The sequence below is a fragment of the Campylobacter concisus genome, from assembly GCF_902460675.1.
Classification (GTDB): domain Bacteria; phylum Campylobacterota; class Campylobacteria; order Campylobacterales; family Campylobacteraceae; genus Campylobacter_A; species Campylobacter_A concisus_AJ.
This window is the reverse complement of record NZ_CABPUQ010000002.1, coordinates 89,059-115,339: the sequence shown is the minus strand read 5'-3', so window position 1 is coordinate 115,339 and position 26,281 is coordinate 89,059. Positions and strand designations below refer to the sequence as shown.

The window sequence follows — 26,281 nt, the reverse complement described above, 5'->3', positions numbered from 1 at the left end:
TGAATACTAACTGCGAAAAACCCTATCATTTCCTTGCTTCATTATGTCACTCTCAAGATCGAGCTGCTCGAGGTAGGCGATTACATATTTTCTACTTAAATTTAGCGCATCCTTGGCATTTGTGACATTTACGAAGCCTTGATTTTTTATGATCTCTCTTAGCTTATCAAGTGCCATTTTTAGCGAATTTCTAGTGATGAAAAGGTTATGCTCTAGCCTTATGACCCTGCCCATTGCGGTTAGTTTTTTAAGAGCATTATCGCCACTAACCCTATCGATCTCTAACTCATCATATATATTATATGGAGCTGTTGGGGCTAGCTTTCCACTTTCTAAAATTTCATAAATTTTCTCTTCAAGCCTTACTTTTAATTTGCTAAGATCAACGCCTTTTTTGGTATAGACGCCACTATCTTTTGAGATTAAATTTATACTTTCAAGCTCATCAAGCGCTTTTTGGGCTAAATTTTGGCTAGCCCAAGCAAGTTTTAGGCTGATACTTTGAGCTGAAAAGACAGCAAATTCATTCTTTTCTATCATAAATTTAATGGCTGATTTTATCCGCTCAAGCGCGCTTAGATCGTAGATATTTAAAGCCTTTTCATCGACAAAGACGTTTGAGACTTTTTTAGCTACGGCTACGGCCTCTTCGTGATTTAGACCAAATCTTTGATAAGAAGAGATGATGCCAAAGCCATTTTTGTGAGCTTCTTTTAAGATAGAAAAAGCTTCAACAAAATCATGCTTTAAAAGCGAGGCTAAAAAGAGAATTTTGCCAGCCTTTTTTAGTGGCTCAAGCACTGGGTTTAGCACCCTGCCGCCACCTATCACGCGCGCATCTGAGATGAGCACAAAGGCCTCGTCAAATTTTAAAAACATATCGCTTTGAAATTTAAAGCTCACAAAGTAGCTATCATCTTTTTGGCTTAGTATTAGCACCTTTGCGGGCACGTTTTTAGCGCCCACGCAAAATGTCACGCTTTGAGAGTGGATGAGATTTTTAGCAGTTACGACCGCATCAACCTCTCTAAATCCCCTAAAAAAGCCCTTTTTACTAAGTAGCTGACCCTTTTTTAGCTCGCTAAGCTCTATGCCAGTTAGATTAAGCGCCACGCGGCTGCTAACTCCGGCGCTATCAACGAATTTATCGTGGCTTTGCACGCTTCTTACTAGCACCTCTTTGCCAGCGTCGTAGTTAAAAAGCTTATCGTTTTTGCTAACGCTTCCCTCTATAACGGTGCCAGTTACGACATTTCCGATACCTTTTAGGCTAAAAACCCTATCGATGTAGTATCTAAAAACGCCGTCCTCATCGCGCTTTTTGGCTCTTAACGTAAAGAGGTAGTTTCTAAGCTCATCGATGCTTGTCTTATCCTTTATACTAACGGCAAAAATTTCTAAAATTTGCAGGTTTTTAAATTTAGAAATTTCATCTCTTATCTCTTTTTTTCTTAAATTTATGGTGGCCTCATCAACGAGATCGCACTTTGTAAGTGCCACGATTATAGATTTCACGCCAAGGAGATTTAAAATTTCAAGGTGCTCCAAGCTTTGAGGCATAAGCCCGTCATTTGCTGCCACCACAAACAAGCACGCGTCAAAGCCATACGCGCCGCTTATCATCGTTTTTATGAGATTTTCATGCCCTGGCACGTCGATAAATGCGATGTTTTCATCATTTTTGCTTAAATTTGAAAAGCTTAGATCGATCGTTATGCCACGCTTTTTCTCCTCTTCAAGATTATCCCCTTCAAAGCCATTTAGCTCCTTTATAAGCGCGGTTTTTCCGTGGTCGATATGCCCTGCTGTTCCTATTATTAAACTCATTTTTCTTCCGTTTCATTTATTATTTTTATTAGCGTCTCTACATCATCATCTAGAAGCGATCTAAGATCAAGCATAAATTTATCGTTTTCTATGCGTCCGATCACCTTTTTTTGCCTAAATTTTAGCTCGTTTAAATTTGCGTCGCCACCAAATGCCAAAGCCACGCTTGGCAACTTTTTATTTGGCATCGCACCGCCTCCCACAAAGGTAGAAGTTCGCACTATTTCAAGCGGAGTTTTTAGGCTTTTATTTATAAAATTTGCTAAGTTTTCAAGCTCTTTTACGCTTTTATGAAGCAGTTTTTGCGTTGTGATTAGCTCAAATTCTTTGTTTAGATAGGCTTTCATGCTCTCAGCCAAAAGCGAGATGATCACTTTATCGACGCGAAGCATCCTTAAAAGCTGGTTTTTTCTAAGCTTTGCGATGAGCTCTTTTTTGCCGACTATGATGCCACACTGCACCGCACCAAGAAGCTTATCGCCGCTAAAGCTAACCAGCGAAACATCTTTTAAATTTTTTAGATCTGGCTCGTTTTTGTCTAAGTTAAATGGTAAATTTCCGTAAAATCCACTGCCAAGATCAAAATAATCTATCAAATTTTGCCTGCTTGCTAGCTCGCTTAGCTCATTTGCCGTGGTCTCTTCGCTAAAGCCAACGATGTCAAAATTTGAGCGATGAACCTTTACAAGCATCGCTGTCTCATTACTGATCGCCTCTTCGTAGTCCTTTAGCCTAGTTTTGTTTGTAGTGCCGACCTCTTTTAAGATACAACCTGCGTTTGCCATCACCTCTGGCACTCTAAAACTGCCGCCGATCTCGACTAGCTCGCCTCTACTAACGACAACTTCTCTGCCCTTTGCAAAGGTGTTTAGCACCAAAAATACAGCGCTTGCGTTGTTATTTACAACGATGGCGTCTTCAAAGCCAAAAGCTCTTGCTATTAGCGAGCCAACGTAGTCGTATCTGTTGCCGCGGCTGCCCGTTTTTAGGTTGTACTCTAAGTTTGAGTATCCAGTAATAACAGGCGTTGCCCGCTTTAAAATTTCTTTATCTATAACGCTTCTAGCGAGGTTTGTATGTATGGTGACACCAGTTAAATTTAGCACTCTTTGAAGGCTTGCTTTATTAAATTTATAGTACTCATCTAGGATCAAATTTATTATCTCTTCGCCGCTAAAGCTTGCATTTTCATTTAAAATTTTAGCTCTAACTTCATCTAAAATTTGCCTTGCAAGCATAGTGACTAAACTCGTATCAAGCCCCAAAAATGCTTCGTTTTTTATTATCTTATCAACTTGTGGGATGTTTCTTAAATCGTTCAATTTGCGCTCCTAGTAAGTTAGTTTTACCAAGCCGTGATTTTAACATAAAAATATTATAAATTAAAACTTAGAGCAAAAAAAGAGCATATAAATTTCAGAGTCTATTAATCCCATTAATATTAGAATAAGCCCGTTTTTGATAATAGGAGAAACAATGAAAGAATTTGGCTTTTATAACGATTTTGACGATGCTTTGATGCTAAATGAGCAAATAGAGATCAACAACGAAAATGGCGACTATCTAGTTTCAAACTCTCCAAAGCTAAAAGCAAACATCATCGCACCTGAGATAAATTTCTACCTTAAAAATACCACTGCAAGCGTCTTAGAAAAAGCCAAAAACACACTTTTGCTCTACGAGGCAAGAGCTAGCGCCTTTGACATGGCAAAGGATGTGGATTACGAAAAAGAGGTCGGCAAAAATGTTGTCATAGTAAGCAACACAGGCCGCGAAGAGCTAGCAAATTTACTAAAAGAAAATGGCTACAAAGTGATCGAGCTTACACACTTTGAGGTTAAATTTATATATGGCGCAGCTGGCGAGCTAAGCGTTTTGGTGCTTAGAGCAAATGACGAATTTGAGGTTGATTGCGACTTTTTCTTGGTTGAAAACGCAAGGGACTATATGCTAAAGCAAAGCGGCTGCTACGAAATTTCAGGACTAAAAGATGAAAAAGTGCTTGAAATTTTAAACGCAAAAAGTCCAAAATTTAGATACAAAAGCTTTACTCAATACGACTCTTCAATCTGCCAGTATCACGAGCGCAGGAGTGAAATTTGCGGTCGTTGCGCCGAGGTTTGTCCAACGGTTGCCATCTTAAAAGAGGACGAGACAAAGCACCTTGTCTTTTCGCAGATAGACTGCACAAACTGCGGAAACTGCATCAGCGTCTGCCCTAGCGGCTCGCTAGACTCTACTTTGATGCCACAAAGCTCGTTTGCCACTATCGCTAAGCTTTACAAAGATAAGGTCGCTCTCATCGTATCTGAAGAGATGAATTTAGAAGAGCTTAGCGTTAGCCTACCCCAAAATGTCCTACCTTTTGTCATCCTAGCCCCACATCTGCTAAGCCAAACGCACTTTTTGACGCTTCTTCAAGAAAGTGGCGCGAGTGTGATTTTATATAGCAAGAGCCTTGGCAAGGGCGAAAAGGACGCCATTAGCATATTAAATCAAATTTATGAGCTTAAATTTAAAGAGCAAGCTATACACCACGCAAAAGACAAGGCTGAGCTTGAAATCGCGCTTAAAAAAGCAAAACTAATAGACGGCTCTCAGCACTCGATCAACGAATACGCACTGCCAAAGAGAGAAATTTTTGCCAAAAGGCTTGAGTTTATCGTGGGTAGCGATGATCTTGGCGTGGTAAAAAGTGGCGAAATGATAAGATATGGCGACGTTAAGATAAACGCTGAAACTTGCACTCTCTGCCTTAGCTGTGTTGGCGCTTGTAACGTAAGCGCTTTGGTGGCTGATAAGAAGACAAATTCGATTTTATTTAACCCAAGCGTCTGTACCGCCTGTGGCTACTGCGAGCTAAGCTGCGCTGAGAAAAACACCATCTCGCTTGAGGTTGGCAAGCTAGCGCTTAAGCCTGAGAGCTTCGTTTATAGCGAGCTTGCGCATGATGAGCTATTTGCCTGCGTGGAGTGCGGAAAAGAGTTTGCGACTAAAAAGGCGGTCGAGAAGATCGCAGCGATCATGCAGCCACGTTTTGGCAACGACAGAGCTAAAATAAAGTCACTTTACTGCTGCGCTGACTGCAAGGCAAAGATCATGGTGCAAGCCCAGCTAAATGCGATGAAAGAGGATTTATTAAATGGATAAGAATATCACAAAGGCAAGGGCATATTTTTACGAATTTTTAGCATATCCACTCTTTTTTCACACGAGTGATGAGGGGTTTGCGAGATGGAAAGAGCAGCTTAGCTACCTAGCGCAAAATCCTTTGAGCGAGCAAAGCGAAGAGGCGTTTGCAAATTTGGATAAATTTAGCTTTGATGAGCTTACAAGCGAGCAAAATGACGTTCTTTTTGGCTTTACAAATATCCCTTTAAGCGCCTCATTTTATGAAGAGGGTAGAGATAACGGCGCGGCTAGACTTAGGGTGATACACTGCCTAAAGCTTAGCCCATATAGGCGTGATAAGGAGCTTTGCAAGGATAGCGAGGACTACGTTGGATTTATATTTTTGGCGATGGCTACATTTTTAAGTGATGAATTTAATGGCGCAAAAAATATCAGCGACAAGCTCTTTGGCGAGACTTTAAATTTATTTATAGATGAGTTTGGCTCGCTACTTTTGGCTCATAAAAATGCAAATTTTTTCCACTTATATGCGATCATTTTAAAAGACTTTATCGAGCTTGAAAGAGCTGTTTTAAGCCTAGAGGCACCATCCAAGTCACAAGGCGATAGCGTTGCGGTTGCTGCGCTTAAAAAAGAGCCTTATCAAAGCAAGATGCCGACCTTTAAAACTAAGCTTCACTGGGAGGAATTCTCTCCAGTCATCTCACACGAGTTTAAAGACTAGCTCAAATTTACTCTTAGCCTAGCTAGGAGTAAATTTAACATCCGATTAAATTTGTTATCTTGATATTTTATGATTATTAGCAATTTGGCGTTAAACTTCTTTAAATTTTTTACAAAGGATTTACAATGGTAATGACACACTACATGGAGCTTTTATCGCTCAATCAACCTTACAATCTAATCCTCTTCATGGTGATACCTGTGGGGCTTACGGAGCTTTTAGTGGCGATGGAGTTTTTCACTATGTATCACATGGATAGCGGCAAAAATGCTGGCTTTAAAGCTATTAGCAAATTTGCTGGCATAGTGCTTGGGGTCTATTTTACAGCTCTTGTGATCTATTTTATGGCAAAAATTTATCCAAGTATAAAATGGCGTGGATATGCCGATGTCATCGCTGTCTACTCATATCTCATCAGCGTCATACCACTTCTTGGCATCGCGCTTTTAGAGCTAAATTTGATCTACAAAAACGCAAGCGAAAAGGCAAAGCTAAAGCTTCACTTTTTCCTACTCATATTTGCCTTGATCGTCGCACACGTCGCAATGATATTTGGCATGGTTGATCCTACCATAACTGGCTACAAGGCTGAAAACGGTGAGATGGGTATGCATATGAATATGCCGATGAACATGCCAGCAGATATGCCGATGCATGATCACCACAATATGATGATGGATATGCAAAATATGAGTGAAGATAACTCAACTAATATGCACATGCATCACTAAATTTAAAAGCTCCAAATTTACTCTTTAGAGCTAGCTAGCAAGATCTCTCTAGGTCTTGCTTCAAGCTCTTTTATCTGCGTATCTTTGGTATTTATAGCGATCTTTTTAAATTTCTCCAGCCTGCTATCAAGCCCACCTTGTCCGCTCACGCTTTTAACGACCTCGTTAAAGTTATCATTTACCGATCTCACCGAGTTTCCAAGCCTATTTAGCTTCTCAGCGACGGTGCAAAATTTCTCATAAATTTCATTTGCGCTTTTTAAAATTTCCTTCGCCTCTTTGTTGCCATTTTCCATGCGCCATAAATTTGCCACCACACGAAGTAGCGGCATGAGCGTCGTGTGCGAGACTAGCACCACTTTTTTCTCATATCCGTAGTTAAACAAATTTGGATCAAATTTCAAAGCCTCCAAAAATGCCGGCTCAACTGGCACAAACATCAGCACAAAATCAGGGCTTTTCACAAGCGATGAGTAGTCTTTTTTAGCTAGCTCGTCGATGTGCTTTTTTATTGAGGCGATATGCTCGCCAAGAGCTAGTTTGCTCTGCGCTAGGTCAGCCGCCGCAACCGCCTTTTCGTAGGCATGGAGTGAGACTTTGCTGTCTATTATCATCTGTTTGTCGTCTGGGAAATTTATAACAAAGTCAGGTATGAGCTTTTTGCCACTCACGTCAAAACTCTCTTGCGTAGTGTAGTGCGTGCCCTTTTCTAGCCCTGCAGCTTCCAGTGTTCGCTCAAGCTGCATCTCGCCCCAGTTGCCAAGGACCTTGTTGCTGCCTTTTAGCGCCGTGCTTAGCGAGTTTGCCTCTTTTGACATATTTTTACCAAGCTCAACCACCTCTTTTAGCTGCGCACTAAGCTCTCCTGCGCTCTTTTGCGAGTCGCTGTGGGCGTCATTTACCCTCTTTTCAAAGCTTGTTATCTTCTCTCCAAGTGGCGTTAGCAAGAGCTCAAGCGACTCTTTGCTGTTTTTTGAGAAATTTGCACTTTTTTCTTCAAATATCTTATTAGCAAGGTTAGCAAACTCTAAATTTAGCTCATTTTTCACCTTTTTTAAATTCTCTTCTTGCGATCTTAAGATATTTTCTTTTGCCTCGATCTCGCTTTTTAGTGCGACAAGCTCACACTCTAGTTCATTAACACGTTTGTGAGATTTTTTAAATTCATCATCTTTAAAGTCAAGTTCATTTTGCACTTTATTTAAATTTTCTTCTTGTGATATTAAGCTTTTCTCTTTTGTCTCCACCTTGCTTTTTAGAGAAATTATTTCACACCTTAACTCATTTTCTAGTTCATAAGATTTTTTTAAATTAATCTCTTTTAAATTGAGCTCACTTTTTGCCTTGTTTAAATTCTCTTCTTGTGATCTTAGGATGTTTTCTTTGGCCTCGATCTCACTTTTTAGTGCGACGATAGCGCGTTTTAGCTCATTTTCACTCTCGTTTGATCTTTTTAGCTCATCCTCTTTTGCACCAAGCTCGTTTTGTAAATTTATAGATAGCGACTTTGCCATCTCAGCCATCTTTGTCTGGCTGCCAAGCTCCTCATTTAGGCGCCTTAGCTCGCGCTCTAGCTCGTCCTCTTTTTCATCTTTTTGCTTGAGCGAAATTTTATACTCATCTAAATTTTTAGCTAGCTCATTTATCTTGTCGTTATTTGCTTCAAGCTTTGCTCTTTGCTCGATATTTAGCCGCTCGCTATCTTTTAGCTCATCTTGTAAATTTTCTAAAGCATCTCTTTGCTTTGTCTTTTGCAAATTTGCATTTATCAAAAAAGCTGCCAACACCACGCAAACAAGCGCAAGAGCTGCCACCAAAATGTATAAATTTTCTATCGTTAGCACCGAAATTTCCTTTTAAATTTTGGCTTTATTATATTTGAAAATTTGTAAAAGAGTTGTGAAAAATATCTTGCAACCAAAAAGGAGAGATAAAATTTAGTGGTTAAATTTAATAAATTTAGGTGAAGTATTTTTCGCTTAGACGAGACGAAATTCGATTTTAAGCGGAACGTGTTATTAAAATAAAAAATCAGGCGAAATATCGTGAGATGGATTTAAATGTTTTGAAGTAAATTTCGCCTCAAGGCAAGACAGATAGTCTGCCGCAGAGCGAAATTTACAAAATCATTTAAAGGCGCTCACGAGACAAGTCTAAATTTAAACTTCGTATCTTTCGCCGGGTTTCATTTCTATCATCTCCCACGGCAATCCCTGCTTATTTAGCTCATCCATAAAAGGTTTTGCGTCAAAATTCTCCATATTAAAGACGCCTTTGCCGCTCCAGATGCCTTTTGCGACCATTAGCGAGCCGATCATTGCTGGTACGCCCGTGGTGTAGCTAACAGCCTGCGCGCCTGTCTCAGCGTAGCAAGCCTCGTGGTCGCAGACGTTGTAGATATAGATTTGGCGCTCTTTGCCATCTTTTAGCCCACGTATCACGCAGCCGATGTTTGTTTTGCCTTTTGTGCGTGGGCCAAGGCTCGCAGGATCAGGCAGAAGCGTCTTTAAAAACTGGATCGGCACGATTTTCATGCCGTTATGCTCGACTTCGTCTATACGCAGCATTCCCACGTTTTCTAGGCACTTCATGTGGGTTAGATAGCTTTGTCCAAAGGTCATGAAAAAGCGAATTCTCTTTAGCCCTTTGATGTTTTTAACTAAGCTTTCAAGCTCCTCGTGATAGAGCAGGTAGCTGTCTTTGACGCCTACTTTTGGGTAGTCCCACTTAAACATTATCTGCATCGGCTTTGTTTCGATCCACTTGCCAGCCTCCCAGTAGCGACCATTTGCGCTAACTTCTCGTAAATTTATCTCTGGGTTGAAATTTGTTGCGAACGGATATCCATGATCGCCAGCGTTGCAGTCTAGGATGTCGATCTCATGGATCTCGTCAAATAAATTTTGCTGTGCATAGGCGCAAAATACGTTTGTCACACCTGGGTCAAAGCCGGAGCCAAGAAGCGCCATGGTGCCAGCGTTTTTGAAGTCACTATCCTTCGCCCACTGAAGCTTATACTCAAATTTTGCGGTGTCTGGGTGCTCGTAGTTTGCGGTGTCGATGTAGGGTATGCCAGCCTTTACACAAGCGTCCATGAGAGTTAAGTCTTGATACGGCAGTGCGACGTTTAGAAGCAAATCAGCCTTTGTTTGTTTGATGAGCTCCACCACGGCCGCTGTGTCGTCAGCGTCGATCTGCACGGTGTTTATCTGCACGCCAAGGCGATCTTTTATAAATTTAGCGATCGCGTCGCACTTGCTTTTTGTGCGGCTTGCTAGGGTGATATTTGTAAAAACGTCCGAGTTCATCGCACATTTTACGGTTGCGACTTGGCTAACGCCGCCTGCTCCGATGATTAAGATATTTGACATTTTGGCTCCTTAAAATTTTAGTGATTTTAGCAAAGTTAATATAAATTTCTAGCTTCAAAAGGTAAAATGAGCCAAATTTTAAAGGTAAAAAGATGAAGAAAATTTTGCCATTTTTAGCGCCTATTTGCCTCTTTGCAAGTAGCTGTGACGAGCTGGTGCAAGAGAGTGTGAATGAGTTTTATAAAAGCGATATAAATTTAGCCGAGCAAGCGACTGATGTCTGCTTAAAAGAGGGCAACACCGAGCAGGCGATCACTTCGCTCATAAATGGCGCCAGCATTTGCATGGTAAATAAAGAGCCACAAAGGGCTCTAGAGCTCTCACAAAGAGCCCTAGAGCTTGCGGCAAACGTTAGCGACAAACTGCTGCTAGCTCGCTCTTATCAAAACATAGGCGCAGCAGAAAAGATGCTAGGCAAATACGACGAAGCGCTTGCTAATTTTCAAGAAGCTCAAAAAATTTATGACGTCACGCCAAATACCCCAATGCGCGACGAGCTGCTTTGCATAAAGTCCATCGGCAGCACCTACTACATGAAAAATGACTTTGCAAATGCCTACGACAAGCACATTTTAGCGTTAAATTTACTTGATATCACACCAGAGTTAAGTGGCAACGAGCTTGTGCGATCAGAGCTTTTAATAGAGGTCGCTAACGACCTAGCAAAGCTTGATGGAAAAGATTAAGCCGCCAAAAACTACAAAGAAGTGCTTGAAATTTTAAAAGGCAAGGAGCAAAACCCTCGCGCGCAGGATCTTTTGGAGCGAGCTAGCAAGGGGCTAAAGGAGCTTAACTAGGGCTCTATCTTTAGCGTGCCCTCTTTTATAGAGCTTGCTAGCATCTTGGCAAACTCATCGTCTGCGTAGCTTTTTAGATACTCTTCTAAGTATGGTAACGCGCCTTTTTGATCCATCCTAGCAAACTTTACTAACGCAAGACCTAAATTTGCCCTTTTTACGCCTAAATTTAGAGCTTTATCGTAGTTTTGCTCTGCAAGCTCTAGGCGGTTAGAATTTGCTAAAAAATCAGCAAATTCAGCATAAATTTCCCCATTATCTGGCGTCAAATTTATAAGCTCGCCGTAAATTTTATCCGCCTTCTTAGCCTCGCCCTGCACGTCAAAGTTATGCTTCATCACGTGGATCCTAGCTTGGCAAATTTTAAAATACCAAGCCTCTTGCCCGCCTAAGCTCTTAGTAAAGCCCTCTTCGTCCATAAACTCAAAAATTTTCTCCACCTTTAAAAGATCGCCAAAGGCCGCCTTCTTTTGCTGCTCATCTTTAAAATTCAAAGGATATGCTCTTGCATAGATATATAGCTCGTCCGTTGCCTTAAAAAGTGCGATGTAGTCGATCTTTCCGTTGCTATTTTCGTCTTTATAAACTATGCTTTTATATTCAAGCGCCCTATACTCACTCGCCACCAAAATGCCAAAAGTAAAAAATATAAAAAGTAAAATTTTCTTCATAAAAATAGTCTTATTTGTAGTTTTTCTTTAGACTTTTTAGCACAAAATTTGCAAGCTCCAGCCCCTTTGAGCGGTGAGAAATTTTAAGCTTTGTCTCGTTATCTAGCTCACCAAGCGTCTTAGTAAAGCCATCTGGGATAAAGAGTGCGTCGTAGCCAAAGCCGTTTGTGCCGCGCTCCTCGTTTATCGCCTCGCCATACATAAAGCCATGGGCCGTGTAGTCTCCAAATTTCGAGCTAATGGCGATACAGGCGGTGTAGTGAGCTAGCGAGCTCTTTAAATTTAACGCCTTTAGCTTGCTAATTAGCTTTGCTCTATTGTTTGCGTCATTTGCGTTTTTGCCGCGCACTTTGCCATTTTCATCAAGGTCAAAGTAGCGCGCTGAGTAGATCCCTGGCTCGCCACCAAGCGCATCCACACTGATGCCACTATCATCGCTAAGTGAGACAAATTCGCCCTCAAGTCCCTGCTCTTTAAGCTTTGCAAAGACGGCTCTTGACTTTATGAGCGCATTTTGTTGAAAAGTGCTACCATCTTCAACGATCTCAAATGGCTTCACAACCTCGCTTAGTGCGTAAATTTCATAGCCTTTTAAAAACTCTTTTATCTCTTTTACTTTGTCTAAATTTGATGTCGCAAGCACGATTTTCATCGCAAAACTCCTTGATTTTTGGGCGTATTTTACAAAAAAGTAGATTAAATTTTTAAATTTAAATTAGTATTAAAATGATAAACTTAGTCCTTTTAAAAATAAGGGAAAATTTATGTTAAAAAGCGTTTTGCCACTATCTTTTATCGTAGCTAGCAGATTTTTTGGACTTTTTATAGTCCTACCGGTGCTTAGCCTTTATGCCCTAAATTTAGAGGGCGCAAACGAATTTTTAGTTGGGCTAATAGTAGGCGTCTATGCGATCTCACAGATGATATTTCAAGTGCCTTTTGGCGCTCTTTCAGATAAGATCGGCCGCAAAAAAGCCCTAACCATCGGGCTTTTGATCTTTGTGGTTGGCTCTATCGTCTGCGCTCTAGCAAGTGAAATTTACACGATGCTTTTTGGCAGATTTTTACAAGGTGTGGGGGCTGTAGGAGCCGTGGCAACAGCGATGATAAGCGACTTTGTGGCTGAAGAAAATCGCTCAAAAGCCATGGCGATAATGGGCGCTTTTATAGGGCTTAGTTTTACGCTTTCGATGGTGCTTGGACCGCTACTTGCCAAAGACTACGGACTTTCAAGCCTCTTTTATCTAAGCGCTGCTCTTAGCCTGCTTTGCGTCGTGCTACTCTACACCGTCGTGCCAAAAGAGATAAAAGTGAGCGCAAAGGCCCAGAAGGTGCCATTTGGCAAGCTCTTTTTACAAAAAGACTATATGATCATAAATTTCACCTCTTTCATGCAAAAAATGCTTACAAGCATCGCATTCTTGGCGATCCCGATCATATTAGTAAAAGAGTATGGCTATGAAAGTGGCGAGCTTTACAAGGTCTATACGCTTGGCGCCGTGCTTGGCTTTTTGGCTATGGGGCTGGCTGGATTTTTGGGCGATGGCAAGGGGCTTAGCAAGGTCATCTTGATAGCTGGCACGCTACTTTTTGCCATAACCTACGCCATTTTTGCCCTTAGCTTTACGAAATTTCTCTTTGTGGTTGGCATCGCGATATTTTTTGTAGGTTTTAACCTTCACGAGCCAATCATGCAATCAACCGCGACAAAATTTGTAAAATCCTCACAAAAAGGCACCGCTCTTGGCATCTTTAACTCATTTGGCTACTTTGGAAGCTTTGTTGGGGGCGCTGTTGGCGGATATATCATGCACACCTTTAACTTCAAAGTGCTTGCCATCGTCTGCGTGGTGCTTTGCGTGATCTGGCTTGTTTTGCTATTTAGCCTAAGCGATCCAAGAATCTTTAAAAATATCTACCTAAGCCCAGAAGCGAGCTTAAATTTAGAGCTTCTAAACAGCCAAAAAGGCGTGGTGGATTATTACAAAAACGAGAAAAATCAAGTGATCAAATTTGACTCTCGCCTAACAAGCGAGGTAGCTTTAAAAGAGAGCTTGAAGTTTTGATCTACGACGTCATCATCGTTGGTGCTGGCGCTAGCGGGCTCTTTTTAGGGGCAAATTTAAAAGGCAAAAAGGTTGCCATTTTAGAGAAAAACAGCAGCGCTGGCAAAAAAATCTTAGCAAGCGGTGGCGGCAGGTGCAACATCACAAACCGCTTTGTAAGCGCTAAAAACTACCTTGGCGAGCAAAAATTTATAGAGCAAATTTTAAAAGTACTAGGCCCTGATCAGGTTTTGAAATTTTTTAGTGAGCTTAAATTTAGCGAGCAAAAGCAAAATCAATTTTTCTGTGATAGCGGTGCAAAGAGCGTTTTGAGCCTCCTTTTAAAAAGGCAAAATGCAGAAATTTTTTATAACAAAGAGGTTATCGGCGCTAAAAAAGTAGATAAAATTTTTGAAATTTTGACAAAAGATGAGAAATTTAGAGCTAGAAATTTAGTTATCGCAAGTGGCGGACTAAGCTACAAAGCCCTTGGCGCAAGCGATATTGGCTACAAGATAGCAAGTGAGTTTGGCATTGAGCTCTCACCTACCACTCCTGCTCTTGTTGGCTTTAGCGTGCAAAAAGATGAGTTTTGGTTTAAAGAGCTTAGCGGTGTTAGTCTAAGTGCGGACGTGGAGATAAATGGCAAAAACGAGAGCCATAAATTTAGTGGCGATGTGCTTTTTACGCACAGAGGTATAAGTGGTCCAGTGATACTAAACGCCTCACTTTTTTGGCAAAAGGGGCGAATTTGCATAAATTTTTTGCCTAAATTTAGTGAGAAAAATTTAGTAAATGGCAAAAAGCAACTTAGTTCAGTTTTGCCTTTGCCAAAGAGATTTGTGCTGGAGTTTTTAAGAAATTTTGGCTTAAAAGATAGAGCTTATTATGAATTTAGTGATGATGAAAAGAGCATCATAAAAAGGCTTTTTGCTTACGAGTTTGCCCCAGCTGGGACATTTGGATTTGAAAGGGCTGAAGTTACAAAAGGCGGTGTAAAGACTAATTTTTTAGATGAAAATTTAGAGTGCAAAAGCGTAAAAGGACTTTATTTTATAGGCGAAGTCTTAGATATTACCGGTATGCTTGGTGGATATAACCTGCATTTTGCATTTGCAAGCGCTCTAAAGGTGGCTAACGCTTTAAAAAATAGTTAATCAAATAGAAGTGAAATTTAGCTAGTGGCAGCCAAAACTGCCACTAAATTTACTACTTCTCGCTTAAGCTCACAAAGTTTCTTATCTGATTTATAAATTTTATTATTATCTTGAGCTGGGATAAATATTTGAAGGTGCCTTAAATTTCCTATCTCAACAATAATACCTTGAAAATAAGAATGTATAAATTTCTCATTTTGCTCGCTCTTGCTATCGCCTGTTTTAGCTAATTTTTTATCTTTACACTCACAAAGCCCCCAAAGCCCCCAAAGCCCAGCTCTGATCTTATAAAATTCTTTATTAGTCTGAACTATCCATTTTATACTAACAAACTAGGTTTTGCTGCCCCAAGTGCTAACATCAGTTTTATGATAGAGATCAAAAAGCGTTGCCATGCCACCAAGCTTAGCCAACGCTTCTATTACACACTCTTTTTGATTCATCTCTTGCTTAGATACTCTTGTAGGCTTTTTACTTCGAGTGCTTTGCCAGTTTGAACTGTGCTTAGCGACTTAGCAGCTGCGAGTGCTGCGCGGATAGTTGTGAAGTATGGGATCTTAAATCTAGCCAAATTTTAAGCTCTCAAGCATTTTTATATCACTAAATTTATCTCTAAATTTTATAAAATTTGCTTCTAGTTCAGCCTTTCGTTTAAGCGCAATATCTATAAAATTCCTGCTCTTTTTCAATACCAACAAAATCTCTACCTAACAAATTTGCAGCTATGGCAGTTGTTGCAGAACCTGCAAATGGATCACAAATGACGCTATTTTCATTACTTGCCATCAAGATAAGCCTTATCAAAAGCGAAAGTAGTTTTTGTGTAGGATGCTTACCGCATGCTTTCTCCCAAGGAGCTATCGCAGCAAAACTCCACACATCTTTCATCTGCTTATCACCATTTATCCGCTTCATAAGCTCATAGTTGAAGATGTGCTTATGTTTCTCATCTTTTCTAGCCCAAATGATCTGTTCAGTGCTATGTGTTAGATACCGGCAGCTAAAATTTGGCGGAGGATTAGTTTTTTGCCATGTGATGATGTTTAAAATTTTATAATCAAGCTTTTGAAGTGCCCTACCGATAGAAAAGATGTTGTGATATGTCCCGCTTATCATTATGCTGCCATTGTCACTAAGTGATCGTTTAGCAAGCTTGAGCCATTTTAGGTTAAATTCATCGATCTCATCTATATTCGTTCCTTCATCCCACTTGCCTTTATTTACACTAACTATCTGTCCGCTTTGAATACTAAGTCCGCCATTTGAAAGAAAATATGGTGGATCCGCAAAGATAAGATCAAACTCGTCTTTAAATTTAGCCAGTTCGTTAAAGCAGTCGCCATTTATGAGCCTGAAATCGTTACGCATTTTTAAGCTCATTTATAAAAAGGTGCAAATTTGCAAAGTTGTAAATCCTCACACTCTTATAGGCTTCTTGTAGCTTATTTCTAGCATCGTGCCAACCCCAACCATCAGTGATCCAGATAAATTTATACTCTGATAAATGGGAGATCTTTTTAGCTATTTCGATGTAAGCTCTTGCTACTTCGTTTAATTTTGAGCCGCCACCACTATAAAAATTTGCTTCGATTAGATAAGTGATATTTTGTGCGCAAATCACAAAGTCAAATCTCTTCACATCACTACCTAAATTTAATAAAAAATTTGAGCTTGATACTTCAGCTTGAAAGCAGATATTTCTACACTTTTTAGAGAATATCGAAGCTGTTTTGAGGTACTAAATTTATTAATCGCCGTTAGGGAAAGTAATAGAAAAGTTGTGAGTTTGAGTGGTAATCTACTTGAGCTAAAGAGTTATTTTGATGAGCCAGAGAAAATTTACAACTTTCTTTTAGAGACTGGGCTTGATGAAATTTTCAAGGATAGGAAAATTAAAAATTTATGTGATTATGCCTTTGGTGTAGAAGTTGGACTTGACACAAACGCTAGAAAAAACCGCAGTGGAACAAATTTTGCGAATTTAATCTCAGAAAGGTTTCACTCTGAAAATATCTGTTTTCAAATCTTTTGAGCCAAGCAAGGAATTTAAAGCATTAAGTTTTATGGCAACCTCTGCAAGATTTTTAGAACATTTTTTAAAATCACAAAAGTAGCCAAGCGTGGCATTTGTCTCTTTTAAACTTGCCATAAAATCATCAAAAGGAGTTATATTATTCATTTTTTACCTTGTTCTTTTGGCTTATTTGTGGAAAAGGTATTAAATTTCACCTCTGTAAAATCATCAGCTCCGAGCACGATCTCGCAATTTTCATAAGCCATTTTAGCGATCTTACACGCCTCATGCTGATCTTTTGCTTTAAGTTTTATCTTTTTGTTTAAAATTTCAGTTATCTCAACTTCGAATTCGCCCATTAAATCCCCATTTTTATAAATGCTTGCTCGCTCTCTCTTTCAAGCTGCCTTGATATATCTTCGTAACTAGCAAATTTCACCTTTTGAGCTATCCGTTCGTAGATACTAGCTCTTAAAACACTCTCATACTCTCTTTGTCTCATTTTGTCTGCGACTATAAACATCCTAGCATTAAAGTCTTGAAGCTCGTAAAATTTATTTAGTGAGTTTTTAAAGTCCGTGCTATGCTCGACTTCGTAAAATGAGTTTGGCAAATTTCTTTCATTAAACCATATTGTATCTATTGTTTTTGCTCTTTTAACAATGTATTCGTAACTAAATTTATATATGTCACTCAAGCTCACAAGCTCATAAAGTTTCTTATCTGATTTATATATCTTGAGCTGGGATAAACGTTTGAAAATGCCTTAAATTTCCTATCTCAACAATAACACCTTGAAAATAAGAATGTGTAAATTTCTCATTTTCTTCACTCTTGCCATCACCAGTTTTTGCTAAATTTTTATCTCTAAAATCACAAAGTCCCCAAAGCCCAACTCTGATCTTATAAAATTCTTTATTAGTCTGCACTATCCGTCTTATGCTAGCAAATGGGGTTTTGCTACCCCAAGTGCTAACATCAGTTTTATGGTAAAGATCAAAAAGCGTTGCCATGCCACCAAGGCTAGCCAACGCTTCTACCACACACTCTTTTTGATTCATCTCTCGTTTAGATACTCTTGTAGGCTTTTTACCTCGAGTGCTTTGCCAGTTTGAACTGTGCTTAGAGACTTGGCAGCTGCGAGTGCTGCGCGGATCGTTGTAAAATATGGAATTTTAAATCTAAGTACATTTTGGCGGATCTTTTTGCCATCATCCACGCTTGATTTTGTATCACTTGTATTTATAACAAGCGCGATATCGCCGTTTTTAAGTCTATCTTCGACGTTTGGTCTGCCCTCGCTTATCTTATAGACGAACTCGGCCTCCACGCCAGCTTCGGTTAAAATTTTATGCGTGCCACCAGTTGCGATGACGCTAAAGCCAAGGCCGATTAAATCCCTTGCAAGGTCTGGTGCGTAAGATTTGTCGCCATCAGCTAGCGTTAAAAATACCCTGCCCTTGCTTGGCAAAGTGTTGCTCGCAGCGATCTGGCTCTTTGCAAATGAGCTTGCAAAGTCGTGGCTGATACCCATGACCTCGCCCGTGCTCTTCATCTCAGGGCCAAGGATGAGATCTGCGCCACTTAGCTTGTTAAACGGCAGCACGCACTCTTTTACGCTAACATGCGAGCTTACGCGAGGTTTTAAGATGTCGCCCTCTTCATAAACAACTCTATAATCATCATAAAATTTAAGCGCCTCACGTAAATTTCCCTGCCACATAACCCTTGTCGCCACCTTTGCCATAGGCACGCCAGTAGCCTTGCTCACAAACGGCACGGTCCTGCTTGCGCGAGGATTTACCTCGATCATATAAAGCTCGTTTTCATAGATAGCAAACTGGATATTCATAAGGCCTACAACGCCTAAATTTAGCGCGATATCTCTGGTTTGTCTCTCCACTTTTTTTATCATCTCATCGCTTAAGCTCATCGGTGGCAATATGCAAGCTGAGTCACCAGAGTGAATTCCAGCCTCCTCGATGTGCTCCATTATCGCACCTATATAGACCTCTTTGCCGTCACATATCGCGTCTACATCGAGCTCTTTTGCATCTTGTAAAAATTTATCAAGTAGCACTGGCGAGTGGTTGCTAACCTTTACTGCCTCGCTCATATACTCTTTTAGCTCGCTCTCGTTATGCACCCTTCTCATCGCTCTGCCGCCAAGGACGTAGCTTGGACGAACAAGCACTGGGTAGCCGATAGTTGCAGCCTTCTGCAAGGCTTCTTCTAGGCTAGTGGCGGTATCGTTTTTAGGCTGAAGGACGCCTATTTTATTTATAAATTCGCTAAATTTCTTTCTATCCTCGGCCACGTCGATCACTCTTGCGGTTGTGCCGATGATCTTAGCGCCGATCACGCTTAGGCGTTTTGCAAATTTAAGCGGAGTTTGACCTCCAAAATGCACGATCACGCCGTCTGGCTTTTCACGCTCGATGACTGATCTAACGTGCTCAAAATCGATCGGCTCAAAATACAAAATATCGCTCGTGTCGTAGTCGGTTGAGACGGTTTCTGGGTTGCAGTTATACATTATCGTTTTTATGCCAAGGTCTCTTAGGGCGTAGCTTGCATGCACGCAGCAGTAGTCAAACTCTATGCCCTGACCGATCCTGTTTGGACCGCCGCCTATTATCATCACCTTTTTAGCGTCTTTTGCCAGCTCTCTTTTAGGAAATTTAGTGATATTTGTGGTTGAGTAAAGATATGGCGTTAGCGCCTTAAATTCGCCCGCGCAAGTATCTACCTCGTTGTATTCAAGCTCGATGCCAAGCTTTTGCCTAGCAAAATAGATATCATTTTGACTAAGCTCAAGATCGTCTTTTTCATTTATAAGCACGGCTATCATCTTATCTGAAAAGCCCATGCTTTTGGCCTCTCGCAGTAGCTCTTCGTTATTTAAGATATCCATGTCGATCTTATCTTCAAATTTAACTATCTCATAAATTTGCTCTAAAAACCAAGGATCGATCTTGCTAAACTCATGCACCTCAGCCACGCTAAAGCCATCTCTAAATGCCTGCGCGATATATAAAATTCTCTGCTCGTTTGCATTTCTGATGCCATAAATCAAAGCGTTTTTCTCTAAACTAAGGCTGTTAAATCCGCAAAGATCGCGCTCTAGGCTACAAAGCGCCTTTTGGATACTCTCTTTAAATGTCCTACCAATCGCCATGACCTCGCCAACTGACTTCATCGCAGTGCCTAGATATGGGTTTGATCCTGGGAATTTCTCAAATGTAAAGCGTGGAATTTTTGTCACGATATAATCAATCACCGGCTCAAAGCTAGCAGGCGTGCCAGTGATATCATTTTTGAACTCATCTAGGCTAAAACCAACTGCAAGCAGTGTCGCAACCTTTGCGATCGGATAGCCAGTAGCTTTACTAGCAAGCGCTGAGCTGCGGCTAACGCGTGGATTCATCTCGATAACGATCATGCGGCCTGTTTTTGGGTCTATGGCAAACTGCACGTTGCTGCCGCCAGTATCAACGCCGATCTCACGAAGTATGGCAAAACTAGCGTCACGCATAGCCTGATACTCTTTATCTGTGAGCGTGAGTGCTGGTGCGACTGTGATGCTATCGCCTGTATGCACGCCCATTGGGTCAAAATTTTCAATAGAGCAGACGATGATGCAGTTGTCATTTCTATCTCTAATGACCTCCATCTCATACTCTTTCCAGCCAAGCAAGCTCTCTTCTATCAAAATTTCATGTATCGGGCTTGCGTCAAGGCCAGTGTTAGCTAGCTCTTTAAACTCATCCATATTGTAAGCCACGCCACTTCCTGCGCCACCAAGTGTGTAGCTAGCTCTTATGATGAGTGGGAAGCCTATCTCGTTTGCCGCATTCAGCGCGTCGTCCATGTTATAAGCATATCTACTCTCAGGCAGGTCCATGCCGATCTTTTGCATGGTCGCTTTAAAAATTTGTCTATCTTCGCCCTTTTTTATCGCTTCTGGGTTTGCACCAAGAAATTTGACATCCTTTAAAAGGCCGCTCTCAAAGACCTCCATAGCGGCATTTAGCGCCACTTGACCACCCATCGTTGGCAAGATAGCATCAATATTTTCTTTTTCGATGATCTTTAAAATGCTATCTTTTGTGATCGGTTCTATATACGTTGCGTCGGCGAAATTTGGGTCAGTCATGATGGTGGCTGGGTTTGAGTTGATAAGCACTACGCGGTATCCAAGCTCTTTTAGCGTCTTGGCCGCTTGCGTGCCTGAGTAGTCAAATTCGCAGGCTTGACCGATGACGATAGGGCCTGAGCCGATTAGCAAAATGGTATTTATATCTGTTCTTTTTGGCATCATTTTTCCTTTGTTACAACGTATAAGTAGTTTGGTATGTTTAGCTTCGCATAGGACTCAACTATCACGCTTTGATAGGAGCTCTCTTTTAAAATTTTACTCACGCGCCCTACTGGCACCCCACTAAAAAATATCCCGTCAAGCCCGCTCGTAAAGACCTCGTCGCCCTCTTTTGGGCTGAGCCATTGTGGGATAAATTTCACCATTATTTGGCCTTGATTTCCATGCGCGACGCCTGGAATTTTGTCATTTCCTATATAGACTGCAAATATACTTTTTGGGTCATTTTGCAAGTATGCTAGTGGCTTGCCATCTTTTGCGATGACGATGCCAGCGCTGCTTCCTTGATAGATGAGCCCATAAATTTTATTTGGGTCGTATCCTTCAAACTCGCTTATCCAAATTTTATTATAATCCCCGATATGCACATAACTAAGCCCTTTTACTAGCTTTACAGCTGGGGCGTAGGCAGTTGAGTTTTTATCTTTTAAAATTTGGTTTAGCTCGTTTGCAAAAGTAGATAGAAGCGTAGCTGAGCGCTCTAGCTCTTTATTTTGCGCTCTTAGTTTTTCTATCTCGCTAGCCTGCCTAAAATATTCGTTTATATAATCTTTCACGCTTTTGGCAAAATTGTCGTATGAATTTATAGCGTAGTTGCTAAATTTGATAGAGATGTTGCTTAAAATTTCGCCCTTAAACATCGAGGCGCCAGCAAGCAACGCTATAAAAACAAAAAGAACAATCTTACTCTTCATTTGTTAGCTGTTGTAAAAGTCCGATCTCTTGAAGTGCCTTGCCTGTGCCTCTAGCAACAGCAAGAAGCGGCTCATCAGCTACAAATACTGGAAGCTTAACGATATCAGATAAGAACTTATCAAGCCCTCTAATTAGCGCTCCACCGCCAGTTAGCACGATACCAGTCTCGACGATATCGCCAGCAAGATCAGGCGGCATCATCTCAAGCACGGTTTTTAGCGCATCTGCGATCTCTTTTAGCGGCTCTCTCATCGCCTCTCTCACATCCTCACTTGTTAGCTCGACCCTGCTTAAAAGACCGCTCACTTGGTCGCGTCCTTTTACCACTACGCTTAGTTCTTTTTCTAGCTGCACAGCAGAGCCCACAGCGATCTTTATCTCCTCGCCTGTTCTCTCGCCTATTAGTAAGTTGTATTTTTCTTTTATGTAATTAACGATACTGCTATCTATCTTATCGCCAGCTGTGCGGATTGATTTTGAGATAACTAAACCGCCAAGCGAGACGACGCCGATCTCAGTTGTGCCACCGCCGATATCAACTACAAGGTTGCCTTGTGGCTCGCGAACTGGTAAATTTGCTCCGATAGCCGCTGCCATAGGCTCTTCTATCAAAAATACCTCTCTAGCTCCTGCGCTTAACGCGCTCTCTCTAACAGCCTTTCTCTCAACCTGAGTAAGTCCGTATGGAACTGAGATAATGATCCTTGGGCGTAAGAAATTTTTCCTTCTATGAGTCTTTTCTATAAAGTAGCGTATCATCCTCTCTGTCATGTCAAAGTCTGCGATAACGCCATCTCTCATCGGTCTTATCGCCTCGATGTCGCCAGGAGTTTTTCCCACCATCTCTTTTGCAGCGTGGCCGACTGCTAGAATTTTTTGTTTTCCATATTTTTCACGTCTTACTGCAACAACCGATGGTTCATTTATGATTATTCCCTTATCTTTTACCAAAACCAAAGTGTTTGCCGTACCTAAATCTATACCCATATCACTTGAGAAAAAACCTATAACCTGATCTAAAAACATCTATTTCCTTTACGCTGTTAATTTATTGTGCTTTACCAAAATCGGCTTTGCCTTATCTTTTACCGTCTCTTTTGAGATCACGATATCGTAGTCTTTTAGCTCTGGCAGATCATACATTATATCTGTCATGAGCTCTTCCATTATGCTTCTAAGCCCTCTTGCACCAGTCTTTCGCTCGATAGCAAGGCTCGCTATCTCTTCAAGCGCTTCATCATCAAATTTAAGCGTAGCGCCGTCGATCGCACAAAGCTTTTGATATTGTTTTAATATCGCATTTTTTGGCTCGGTCAAAATTTTAACCATATCCTCTTTTGTTATCTCATTTAATGTAGCCACCACGTGAAGTCTGCCGATAAGCTCTGGGATGAGGCCGTATTTTACAAGATCGTCTGGCTCAAGCATGCTTAGTAAATTTTCTTTTTCATTTTTGCCACGTTTTTCTTGGTTAAAACCAAGTACGTTTTTACCAACTCTGCGCTCTATGATGTCAAGAAGCCCGTCAAATGCACCACCGCAAACAAATAAGATATTTGTCGTATCTATCTGGATGAAGTCTTGGTTTGGATGCTTTCTGCCGCCTTTTGGTGGGATATTTACGACGCTGCCTTCGATGATCTTTAAAAGCGCTTGCTGCACGCCCTCGCCTGAGACATCCCTTGTGATGCTTCTGTTTTCGCTCATTCTAGCGATCTTATCGATCTCATCGACAAATACAATGCCCTGCTCCGCCTTTTTCACGTCGCCATTTGCAGCTTGCAAGAGCCTTGTAAGGATATTTTCAACGTCCTCGCCGACATATCCAGCCTCAGTTAGGCTTGTCGCGTCGCAAATCGCGATAGGCACGTCAAGAAATCTCGCCAAAGTCTGAGCCATCAAGGTCTTGCCGCTACCAGTTGGACCAACAAGCAAGATATTTGACTTTGAAATTTCAGTGTCGTCTTTGATGTCGCTTTGTTTAAAAATTCTCTTATAGTGGTTATATACGCCGACGCTAAAGACCTTTTTAGCCCTATCTTGACCGATCACGTAGTTATCAAGTACCGCTTTTAGATCCTTTGGTGTGAGCTTTTGATACTCTATCGCCTCATCGTTTTTGCTCTCTTCTACACTCGTGTCACCATGTATCATATCGTATGCTGCTGCTATACAGTACTCGCATATATAGGCGTTTCCTTCGATATCTGCTAATAATCTTCTCTCAGCAGACTCAGCCTCGCCACAAAAATTACACTTTCTAGCCATTAATCTCTTCCTTTTGCAAGCGGAATTCCTCTTGTCGTTTCTAATATAAATTTACACATTTTTTTAACATTTTCGTCGCTGGTTTTTGCGATCAGCTCGTTTGCTTGATCTTTTAGGCTGATGCCTTGATTAAACAAAAATTTATAAGCGCGAACAAGCTCTTCAACCTGCTCTTTGTCAAATCTACGCCTAATGCCAACTAAATTTAAGCTTCTTATATAAGCTCTGTTGCCCTCAGCTAGGCAAAATGGTACTACATCTTGACTGAGCGCACTAGCCCCTGCGACCATGCAGCTTTCACCTACTCTAACAAACTGATGAATAGGCGTAAGACCGCCAACAACAGCGTAGTCGCCAAGCTCGACGTGGCCTGCTAGAGTTGCGTTATTTGCCAAAATGACGTTGTTACCGATAATGCAGTCGTGTGCGATGTGAGAATATGCCATGATAAAGGCGTTATCGCCGATCCTTGTTATACCATCACCCTTGTGCGTGCCTGAGTTTATCGTGCAAAACTCACGTATAGTTGCGTGCTCGCCGATGATAACGCCAGTATCGACCTCATCTTTATAGCTGATATCTTGCGGGATGTCGCCTACGATCGCGTAGCTAAATACACGAGAGTTATCGCCGATCCTCGTCTTGCCAAGCACCCTTGCGCCTTGTTTTATCGTGACGTTGTTGCCAAGGACCGCATCTTTACTTACAAATGCGTAAGCCTCGATATTTGCGTCATCTCCAATGATCGCTCCATCTTCTATAACTGCTGTTTGGTGGATATTTTTCATTATTTCTCTTTTTCTTAAGCAAAAGCCTATTTATCGACTATCATCGCTTTAAGTTCAGCCTCGGCGCATAGCACATCATCGACGTATGCTTTACCCTCAAGCACCCAGATATTGCCTTTGTGTTTTAATACATTTAATCTATACTCTAGCCTATCTCCAGGGCGGACTGGATGACGAAATTTCGCTCCGTCTATGCTCATAAAATAGACCACTTTGTTCTCGATGCCAGCTTGGTGCTCGTCACTCATACTCTTAAACGCTAGCACGCCGCCAGCTTGCGCCATACCCTCAATGATCATCACGCCAGGATAGATCGGGTGACCTGGGAAGTGCCCCTGAAATATCGGCTCGCCAATGGTTACATTTTTATAAGCGACGATATTTTTCGCAGGCTCTAGCTCGACAACTCTATCGATAAGCAAAAATGGAAATCTGTGTGGGAGAATTTTTTGAATTTCTACGACGTCTATCACGTTTTAGCCTTAGTAATGTAAATTTTTGCCGATTGTAACAAATTTATACTAAGAAAAAAATTATTAGCCTCTTTTAAAATCTCTGAAATTTAGCCTTAATAGGTCTAAATTTAGCCCTCTAAAACCAAAATTTCTTCGCTGTCGTTGTAAAAAACAGCCTTTGCGTAAATTTCGTAGCTGCCCTTTTTGACCTCATCTAAGATGATAATAGGATTTTGCGAAAACTCCCCGCATATCTGCCTACGAAATTTCATCTCAGCGTCAAGCTCAAGCGGCTTTTTACAAAGCTCATCAACGCTTTTAAATTTGCTATTTGTAAATTTATTAAAGCGCTCTATGCTCATAAATATCGCACCCTCTTTTAGCTCATCGTCCATTTCGCAGTCACTCTCCACATTTAGCCTTAAGCTCTCTCTTTTAAAGCCAGAGTAGAGCACAAAGTAGCTTGGCACCACGGCGCTTTGAAATTTTACACTAGCGCGTAAAAGTCTGTAGTTTAAAAATCGCCTTCTAAAAAGGTGAAATTTCTCTCCTCTCGCCTCGCACTCGCGCACCTTTTTGTAAAGCTCAAGTCTAGCTTCTATGCTGCCATAAAGCGCCCTTGCGCGAACATCGCTCATTAGCTCACTTTGGGGCAAATTTTGCGAGTCACGCTGTTTTTTTAGCGCAAAGACGCAGCCACAGTAGTTTTGGTGATATAGTTTGTCTTTTTTAGCGAGGATAAACTGTTCGCTTGTGCCGCCATTTTTTCTATAATCAACCGCAACCGCTTCTAAATTTGATCCAGCCACCGCCTCATCAAGCGCCTTTTTAAGCTGAGAAAAGTCCTTTTTTGGGCTCATCAAAAGCGTTGTCGTGATCTTATTTAGACCAAGTTCTATCGCCTTTTTAGCAGAGTCTTTCATACGAAAATCAAAGCAGTACTCGCACCTTTTGCCCTTTTCTGGTTCATCTTCAAGTCCCTTTGTGCCGCCAAGCCACGCTTCATAGTCGTACTGGCCGCATAAAAGCTTGATGCCAAGCTTCTCGCAGCTTCGCTTTACGTCCTCAAAACGCAGTAAAAACTCACTATATGGATGTATATTTGGATCGTAAAAATAGCCTACTATTCGCTCGTTTGGGAACTCTTTTCGTAGGCGCTGTAAAAAGTAGTGGCTATCGACCGAGCAGCAGATATGAACTAGCAAATTTGACCTTTTTTGCTTGCAT

General features: G+C 41.2%; 25 protein-coding genes and 2 pseudogenes. 7 read left to right on the top strand and 20 right to left on the bottom strand.

Going from position 1 to position 26,281, the window contains the following annotated elements:
- Window positions 1-6 precede the first annotated feature (6 nt).
- Window positions 7-1,827: a selenocysteine-specific translation elongation factor gene (gene selB, locus F3G88_RS09300; protein WP_149716014.1), complete on the bottom strand. Its 1,821-nt coding sequence runs from the start codon at window positions 1,825-1,827 to the stop codon at window positions 7-9.
- The gene (gene selA / locus F3G88_RS09295; RefSeq protein ID WP_149716013.1) at window positions 1,824-3,149 is read right to left on the bottom strand and encodes an L-seryl-tRNA(Sec) selenium transferase; all 1,326 of its coding nucleotides are present in this window, start codon (window positions 3,147-3,149) and stop codon (window positions 1,824-1,826) included. Before selA ends, selB begins: the two co-directional genes overlap by 4 nt.
- A 154-nt stretch (window positions 3,150-3,303) precedes the next feature.
- Here selA and F3G88_RS09290 point away from each other — a divergent pair, with 154 nt between their 5' ends.
- The 3 genes from F3G88_RS09290 (at window position 3,304) to F3G88_RS09280 (ending at window position 6,414) form a co-directional block, all read left to right on the top strand.
- Entirely contained in the window at window positions 3,304-4,977 is a 1,674-nt protein-coding gene (locus tag F3G88_RS09290; protein ID WP_149716012.1) for a 4Fe-4S binding protein, read from the top strand.
- On the top strand, window positions 4,970-5,683 hold the full coding sequence (locus tag F3G88_RS09285) for a TorD/DmsD family molecular chaperone (protein WP_149716011.1): 714 nt from the start codon (window positions 4,970-4,972) through the stop codon (window positions 5,681-5,683). The genes F3G88_RS09290 and F3G88_RS09285 overlap by 8 nt, the downstream gene beginning before the upstream one ends.
- 125 nt (window positions 5,684-5,808) lie before the next feature.
- Window positions 5,809-6,414, top strand: a complete 606-nt coding sequence (locus tag F3G88_RS09280; protein ID WP_149716010.1) for a DUF6803 family protein — start codon at window positions 5,809-5,811, stop codon at window positions 6,412-6,414.
- 17 nt (window positions 6,415-6,431) lie between these two features.
- Here the strand turns inward: F3G88_RS09280 and F3G88_RS09275 are convergent, their stop codons facing one another.
- Together F3G88_RS09275 and F3G88_RS09270 are read right to left on the bottom strand one after the other, a co-directional pair.
- Window positions 6,432-8,258: a DNA recombination protein RmuC gene (locus F3G88_RS09275; protein WP_223228775.1), complete on the bottom strand. Its 1,827-nt coding sequence runs from the start codon at window positions 8,256-8,258 to the stop codon at window positions 6,432-6,434.
- Window positions 8,259-8,573: 315 nt separating this feature from the next.
- Complete coding sequence (locus tag F3G88_RS09270) at window positions 8,574-9,785, bottom strand: saccharopine dehydrogenase family protein (RefSeq protein ID WP_149716009.1); 1,212 nt, start codon at window positions 9,783-9,785, stop codon at window positions 8,574-8,576.
- Between the two features lie 92 nt (window positions 9,786-9,877).
- Between F3G88_RS09270 and F3G88_RS09265 the strand changes: the two genes are divergently transcribed.
- A complete protein-coding gene (locus F3G88_RS09265; protein WP_188117484.1) occupies window positions 9,878-10,471 on the top strand; it encodes a tetratricopeptide repeat protein in 594 nt (197 codons plus the stop codon).
- 107 nt (window positions 10,472-10,578) lie between these two features.
- On the opposite strand, the gene F3G88_RS09260 is transcribed toward F3G88_RS09265, so the two are convergent.
- On the bottom strand, window positions 10,579-11,253 hold the full coding sequence (locus F3G88_RS09260; RefSeq protein WP_103573712.1) for a tetratricopeptide repeat protein: 675 nt from the start codon (window positions 11,251-11,253) through the stop codon (window positions 10,579-10,581).
- 10 nt (window positions 11,254-11,263) lie between these two features.
- The gene (locus tag F3G88_RS09255; RefSeq protein WP_149716008.1) at window positions 11,264-11,905 is read right to left on the bottom strand and encodes a non-canonical purine NTP pyrophosphatase; all 642 of its coding nucleotides are present in this window, start codon (window positions 11,903-11,905) and stop codon (window positions 11,264-11,266) included.
- 112 nt (window positions 11,906-12,017) lie between these two features.
- Between F3G88_RS09255 and F3G88_RS09250 the strand changes: the two genes are divergently transcribed.
- Window positions 12,018-13,319 (top strand): MFS transporter, encoded by a 1,302-nt coding sequence (locus F3G88_RS09250; protein WP_107849640.1) that lies wholly within the window; start codon window positions 12,018-12,020, stop codon window positions 13,317-13,319.
- A complete protein-coding gene (locus F3G88_RS09245) occupies window positions 13,316-14,455 on the top strand; it encodes a BaiN/RdsA family NAD(P)/FAD-dependent oxidoreductase (RefSeq protein WP_149716007.1) in 1,140 nt (379 codons plus the stop codon). Before F3G88_RS09250 ends, F3G88_RS09245 begins: the two co-directional genes overlap by 4 nt.
- A gap of 439 nt (window positions 14,456-14,894) precedes the next feature.
- Here the strand turns inward: F3G88_RS09245 and F3G88_RS10645 are convergent, their stop codons facing one another.
- The 3 genes and pseudogenes from F3G88_RS10645 to F3G88_RS09235 form a co-directional block, all read right to left on the bottom strand.
- On the bottom strand, window positions 14,895-15,026 hold the full coding sequence (locus F3G88_RS10645; protein WP_262974783.1) for a hypothetical protein: 132 nt from the start codon (window positions 15,024-15,026) through the stop codon (window positions 14,895-14,897).
- Window positions 15,019-15,835: pseudogene (locus tag F3G88_RS09240) on the bottom strand (DNA-methyltransferase). Before F3G88_RS09240 ends, F3G88_RS10645 begins: the two are co-directional and overlap by 8 nt.
- A pseudogene (locus tag F3G88_RS09235) lies at window positions 15,816-16,103 on the bottom strand (DpnII family type II restriction endonuclease); the annotation flags it as partial. The pseudogenes F3G88_RS09235 and F3G88_RS09240, both read right to left, overlap by 20 nt.
- A 36-nt stretch (window positions 16,104-16,139) precedes the next feature.
- Here F3G88_RS09235 and F3G88_RS09230 point away from each other — a divergent pair.
- Window positions 16,140-16,487, top strand: coding sequence for a DpnII family type II restriction endonuclease (locus F3G88_RS09230; RefSeq protein WP_149716005.1), 348 nt, complete (start codon window positions 16,140-16,142; stop codon window positions 16,485-16,487).
- Here F3G88_RS09230 and F3G88_RS09225 read toward each other — a convergent pair.
- The 11 genes from F3G88_RS09225 to F3G88_RS09180 form a co-directional block, all read right to left on the bottom strand.
- Window positions 16,443-16,634, bottom strand: a complete 192-nt coding sequence (locus F3G88_RS09225) for a DpnII family type II restriction endonuclease (RefSeq protein WP_103598435.1) — start codon at window positions 16,632-16,634, stop codon at window positions 16,443-16,445. The genes F3G88_RS09230 and F3G88_RS09225 overlap by 45 nt on opposite strands.
- Window positions 16,631-16,828 (bottom strand): DpnD/PcfM family protein, encoded by a 198-nt coding sequence (locus F3G88_RS09220; RefSeq protein ID WP_107931224.1) that lies wholly within the window; start codon window positions 16,826-16,828, stop codon window positions 16,631-16,633. Before F3G88_RS09220 ends, F3G88_RS09225 begins: the two co-directional genes overlap by 4 nt.
- On the bottom strand, window positions 16,828-17,172 hold the full coding sequence (locus F3G88_RS10565) for a type II restriction enzyme NmeDI-related protein (protein ID WP_223228774.1): 345 nt from the start codon (window positions 17,170-17,172) through the stop codon (window positions 16,828-16,830). The genes F3G88_RS09220 and F3G88_RS10565 overlap by 1 nt, the downstream gene beginning before the upstream one ends.
- Before the next feature lie 25 nt (window positions 17,173-17,197).
- A complete protein-coding gene (locus tag F3G88_RS10560; RefSeq protein WP_223228773.1) occupies window positions 17,198-17,530 on the bottom strand; it encodes a hypothetical protein in 333 nt (110 codons plus the stop codon).
- Window positions 17,527-20,787 (bottom strand): carbamoyl-phosphate synthase large subunit, encoded by a 3,261-nt coding sequence (gene carB / locus F3G88_RS09210; protein ID WP_149716004.1) that lies wholly within the window; start codon window positions 20,785-20,787, stop codon window positions 17,527-17,529. Before carB ends, F3G88_RS10560 begins: the two co-directional genes overlap by 4 nt.
- A complete protein-coding gene (gene mreC, locus F3G88_RS09205; RefSeq protein WP_149716003.1) occupies window positions 20,787-21,542 on the bottom strand; it encodes a rod shape-determining protein MreC in 756 nt (251 codons plus the stop codon). Before mreC ends, carB begins: the two co-directional genes overlap by 1 nt.
- Window positions 21,532-22,569, bottom strand: a complete 1,038-nt coding sequence (locus F3G88_RS09200) for a rod shape-determining protein (RefSeq protein WP_002939972.1) — start codon at window positions 22,567-22,569, stop codon at window positions 21,532-21,534. Before F3G88_RS09200 ends, mreC begins: the two co-directional genes overlap by 11 nt.
- A gap of 9 nt (window positions 22,570-22,578) precedes the next feature.
- The gene (gene clpX / locus F3G88_RS09195) at window positions 22,579-23,811 is read right to left on the bottom strand and encodes an ATP-dependent Clp protease ATP-binding subunit ClpX (protein WP_149716002.1); all 1,233 of its coding nucleotides are present in this window, start codon (window positions 23,809-23,811) and stop codon (window positions 22,579-22,581) included.
- Entirely contained in the window at window positions 23,811-24,599 is a 789-nt protein-coding gene (gene lpxA, locus F3G88_RS09190; RefSeq protein WP_103600252.1) for an acyl-ACP--UDP-N-acetylglucosamine O-acyltransferase, read from the bottom strand. The genes clpX and lpxA overlap by 1 nt, the downstream gene beginning before the upstream one ends.
- A gap of 26 nt (window positions 24,600-24,625) precedes the next feature.
- Window positions 24,626-25,072 carry a 3-hydroxyacyl-ACP dehydratase FabZ gene (gene fabZ / locus F3G88_RS09185; protein WP_004317884.1) on the bottom strand — a complete coding sequence of 149 codons (447 nt, stop codon included), beginning with the start codon at window positions 25,070-25,072 and terminating at the stop codon, window positions 24,626-24,628.
- A 110-nt stretch (window positions 25,073-25,182) separates the two neighbouring features.
- Entirely contained in the window at window positions 25,183-26,259 is a 1,077-nt protein-coding gene (locus F3G88_RS09180; protein WP_149716001.1) for an epoxyqueuosine reductase QueH, read from the bottom strand.
- Window positions 26,260-26,281: the final 22 nt, after the last annotated feature.

Coding starts and splice junctions, on each gene's coding strand:
- selB (WP_149716014.1), bottom strand. CDS start 1,827: ATGAGTTTAATAATAGGAACAGCAGGGCATATCGACCACGGAAAAACC.
- F3G88_RS09290 (WP_149716012.1), top strand. CDS start 3,304: ATGAAAGAATTTGGCTTTTATAACGATTTTGACGATGCTTTGATGCTA.
- F3G88_RS09285 (WP_149716011.1), top strand. CDS start 4,970: ATGGATAAGAATATCACAAAGGCAAGGGCATATTTTTACGAATTTTTA.
- F3G88_RS09280 (WP_149716010.1), top strand. CDS start 5,809: ATGGTAATGACACACTACATGGAGCTTTTATCGCTCAATCAACCTTAC.
- F3G88_RS09270 (WP_149716009.1), bottom strand. CDS start 9,785: ATGTCAAATATCTTAATCATCGGAGCAGGCGGCGTTAGCCAAGTCGCA.
- F3G88_RS09265 (WP_188117484.1), top strand. CDS start 9,878: ATGAAGAAAATTTTGCCATTTTTAGCGCCTATTTGCCTCTTTGCAAGT.
- F3G88_RS09260 (WP_103573712.1), bottom strand. CDS start 11,253: ATGAAGAAAATTTTACTTTTTATATTTTTTACTTTTGGCATTTTGGTG.
- F3G88_RS09255 (WP_149716008.1), bottom strand. CDS start 11,905: ATGAAAATCGTGCTTGCGACATCAAATTTAGACAAAGTAAAAGAGATA.
- F3G88_RS09250 (WP_107849640.1), top strand. CDS start 12,018: ATGTTAAAAAGCGTTTTGCCACTATCTTTTATCGTAGCTAGCAGATTT.
- F3G88_RS09225 (WP_103598435.1), bottom strand. CDS start 16,634: ATGAATAATATAACTCCTTTTGATGATTTTATGGCAAGTTTAAAAGAG.
- F3G88_RS09220 (WP_107931224.1), bottom strand. CDS start 16,828: ATGGGCGAATTCGAAGTTGAGATAACTGAAATTTTAAACAAAAAGATA.
- F3G88_RS10560 (WP_223228773.1), bottom strand. CDS start 17,530: ATGAATCAAAAAGAGTGTGTGGTAGAAGCGTTGGCTAGCCTTGGTGGC.
- carB (WP_149716004.1), bottom strand. CDS start 20,787: ATGCCAAAAAGAACAGATATAAATACCATTTTGCTAATCGGCTCAGGC.
- mreC (WP_149716003.1), bottom strand. CDS start 21,542: ATGAAGAGTAAGATTGTTCTTTTTGTTTTTATAGCGTTGCTTGCTGGC.
- F3G88_RS09200 (WP_002939972.1), bottom strand. CDS start 22,569: ATGTTTTTAGATCAGGTTATAGGTTTTTTCTCAAGTGATATGGGTATA.
- clpX (WP_149716002.1), bottom strand. CDS start 23,811: ATGGCTAGAAAGTGTAATTTTTGTGGCGAGGCTGAGTCTGCTGAGAGA.
- lpxA (WP_103600252.1), bottom strand. CDS start 24,599: ATGAAAAATATCCACCAAACAGCAGTTATAGAAGATGGAGCGATCATT.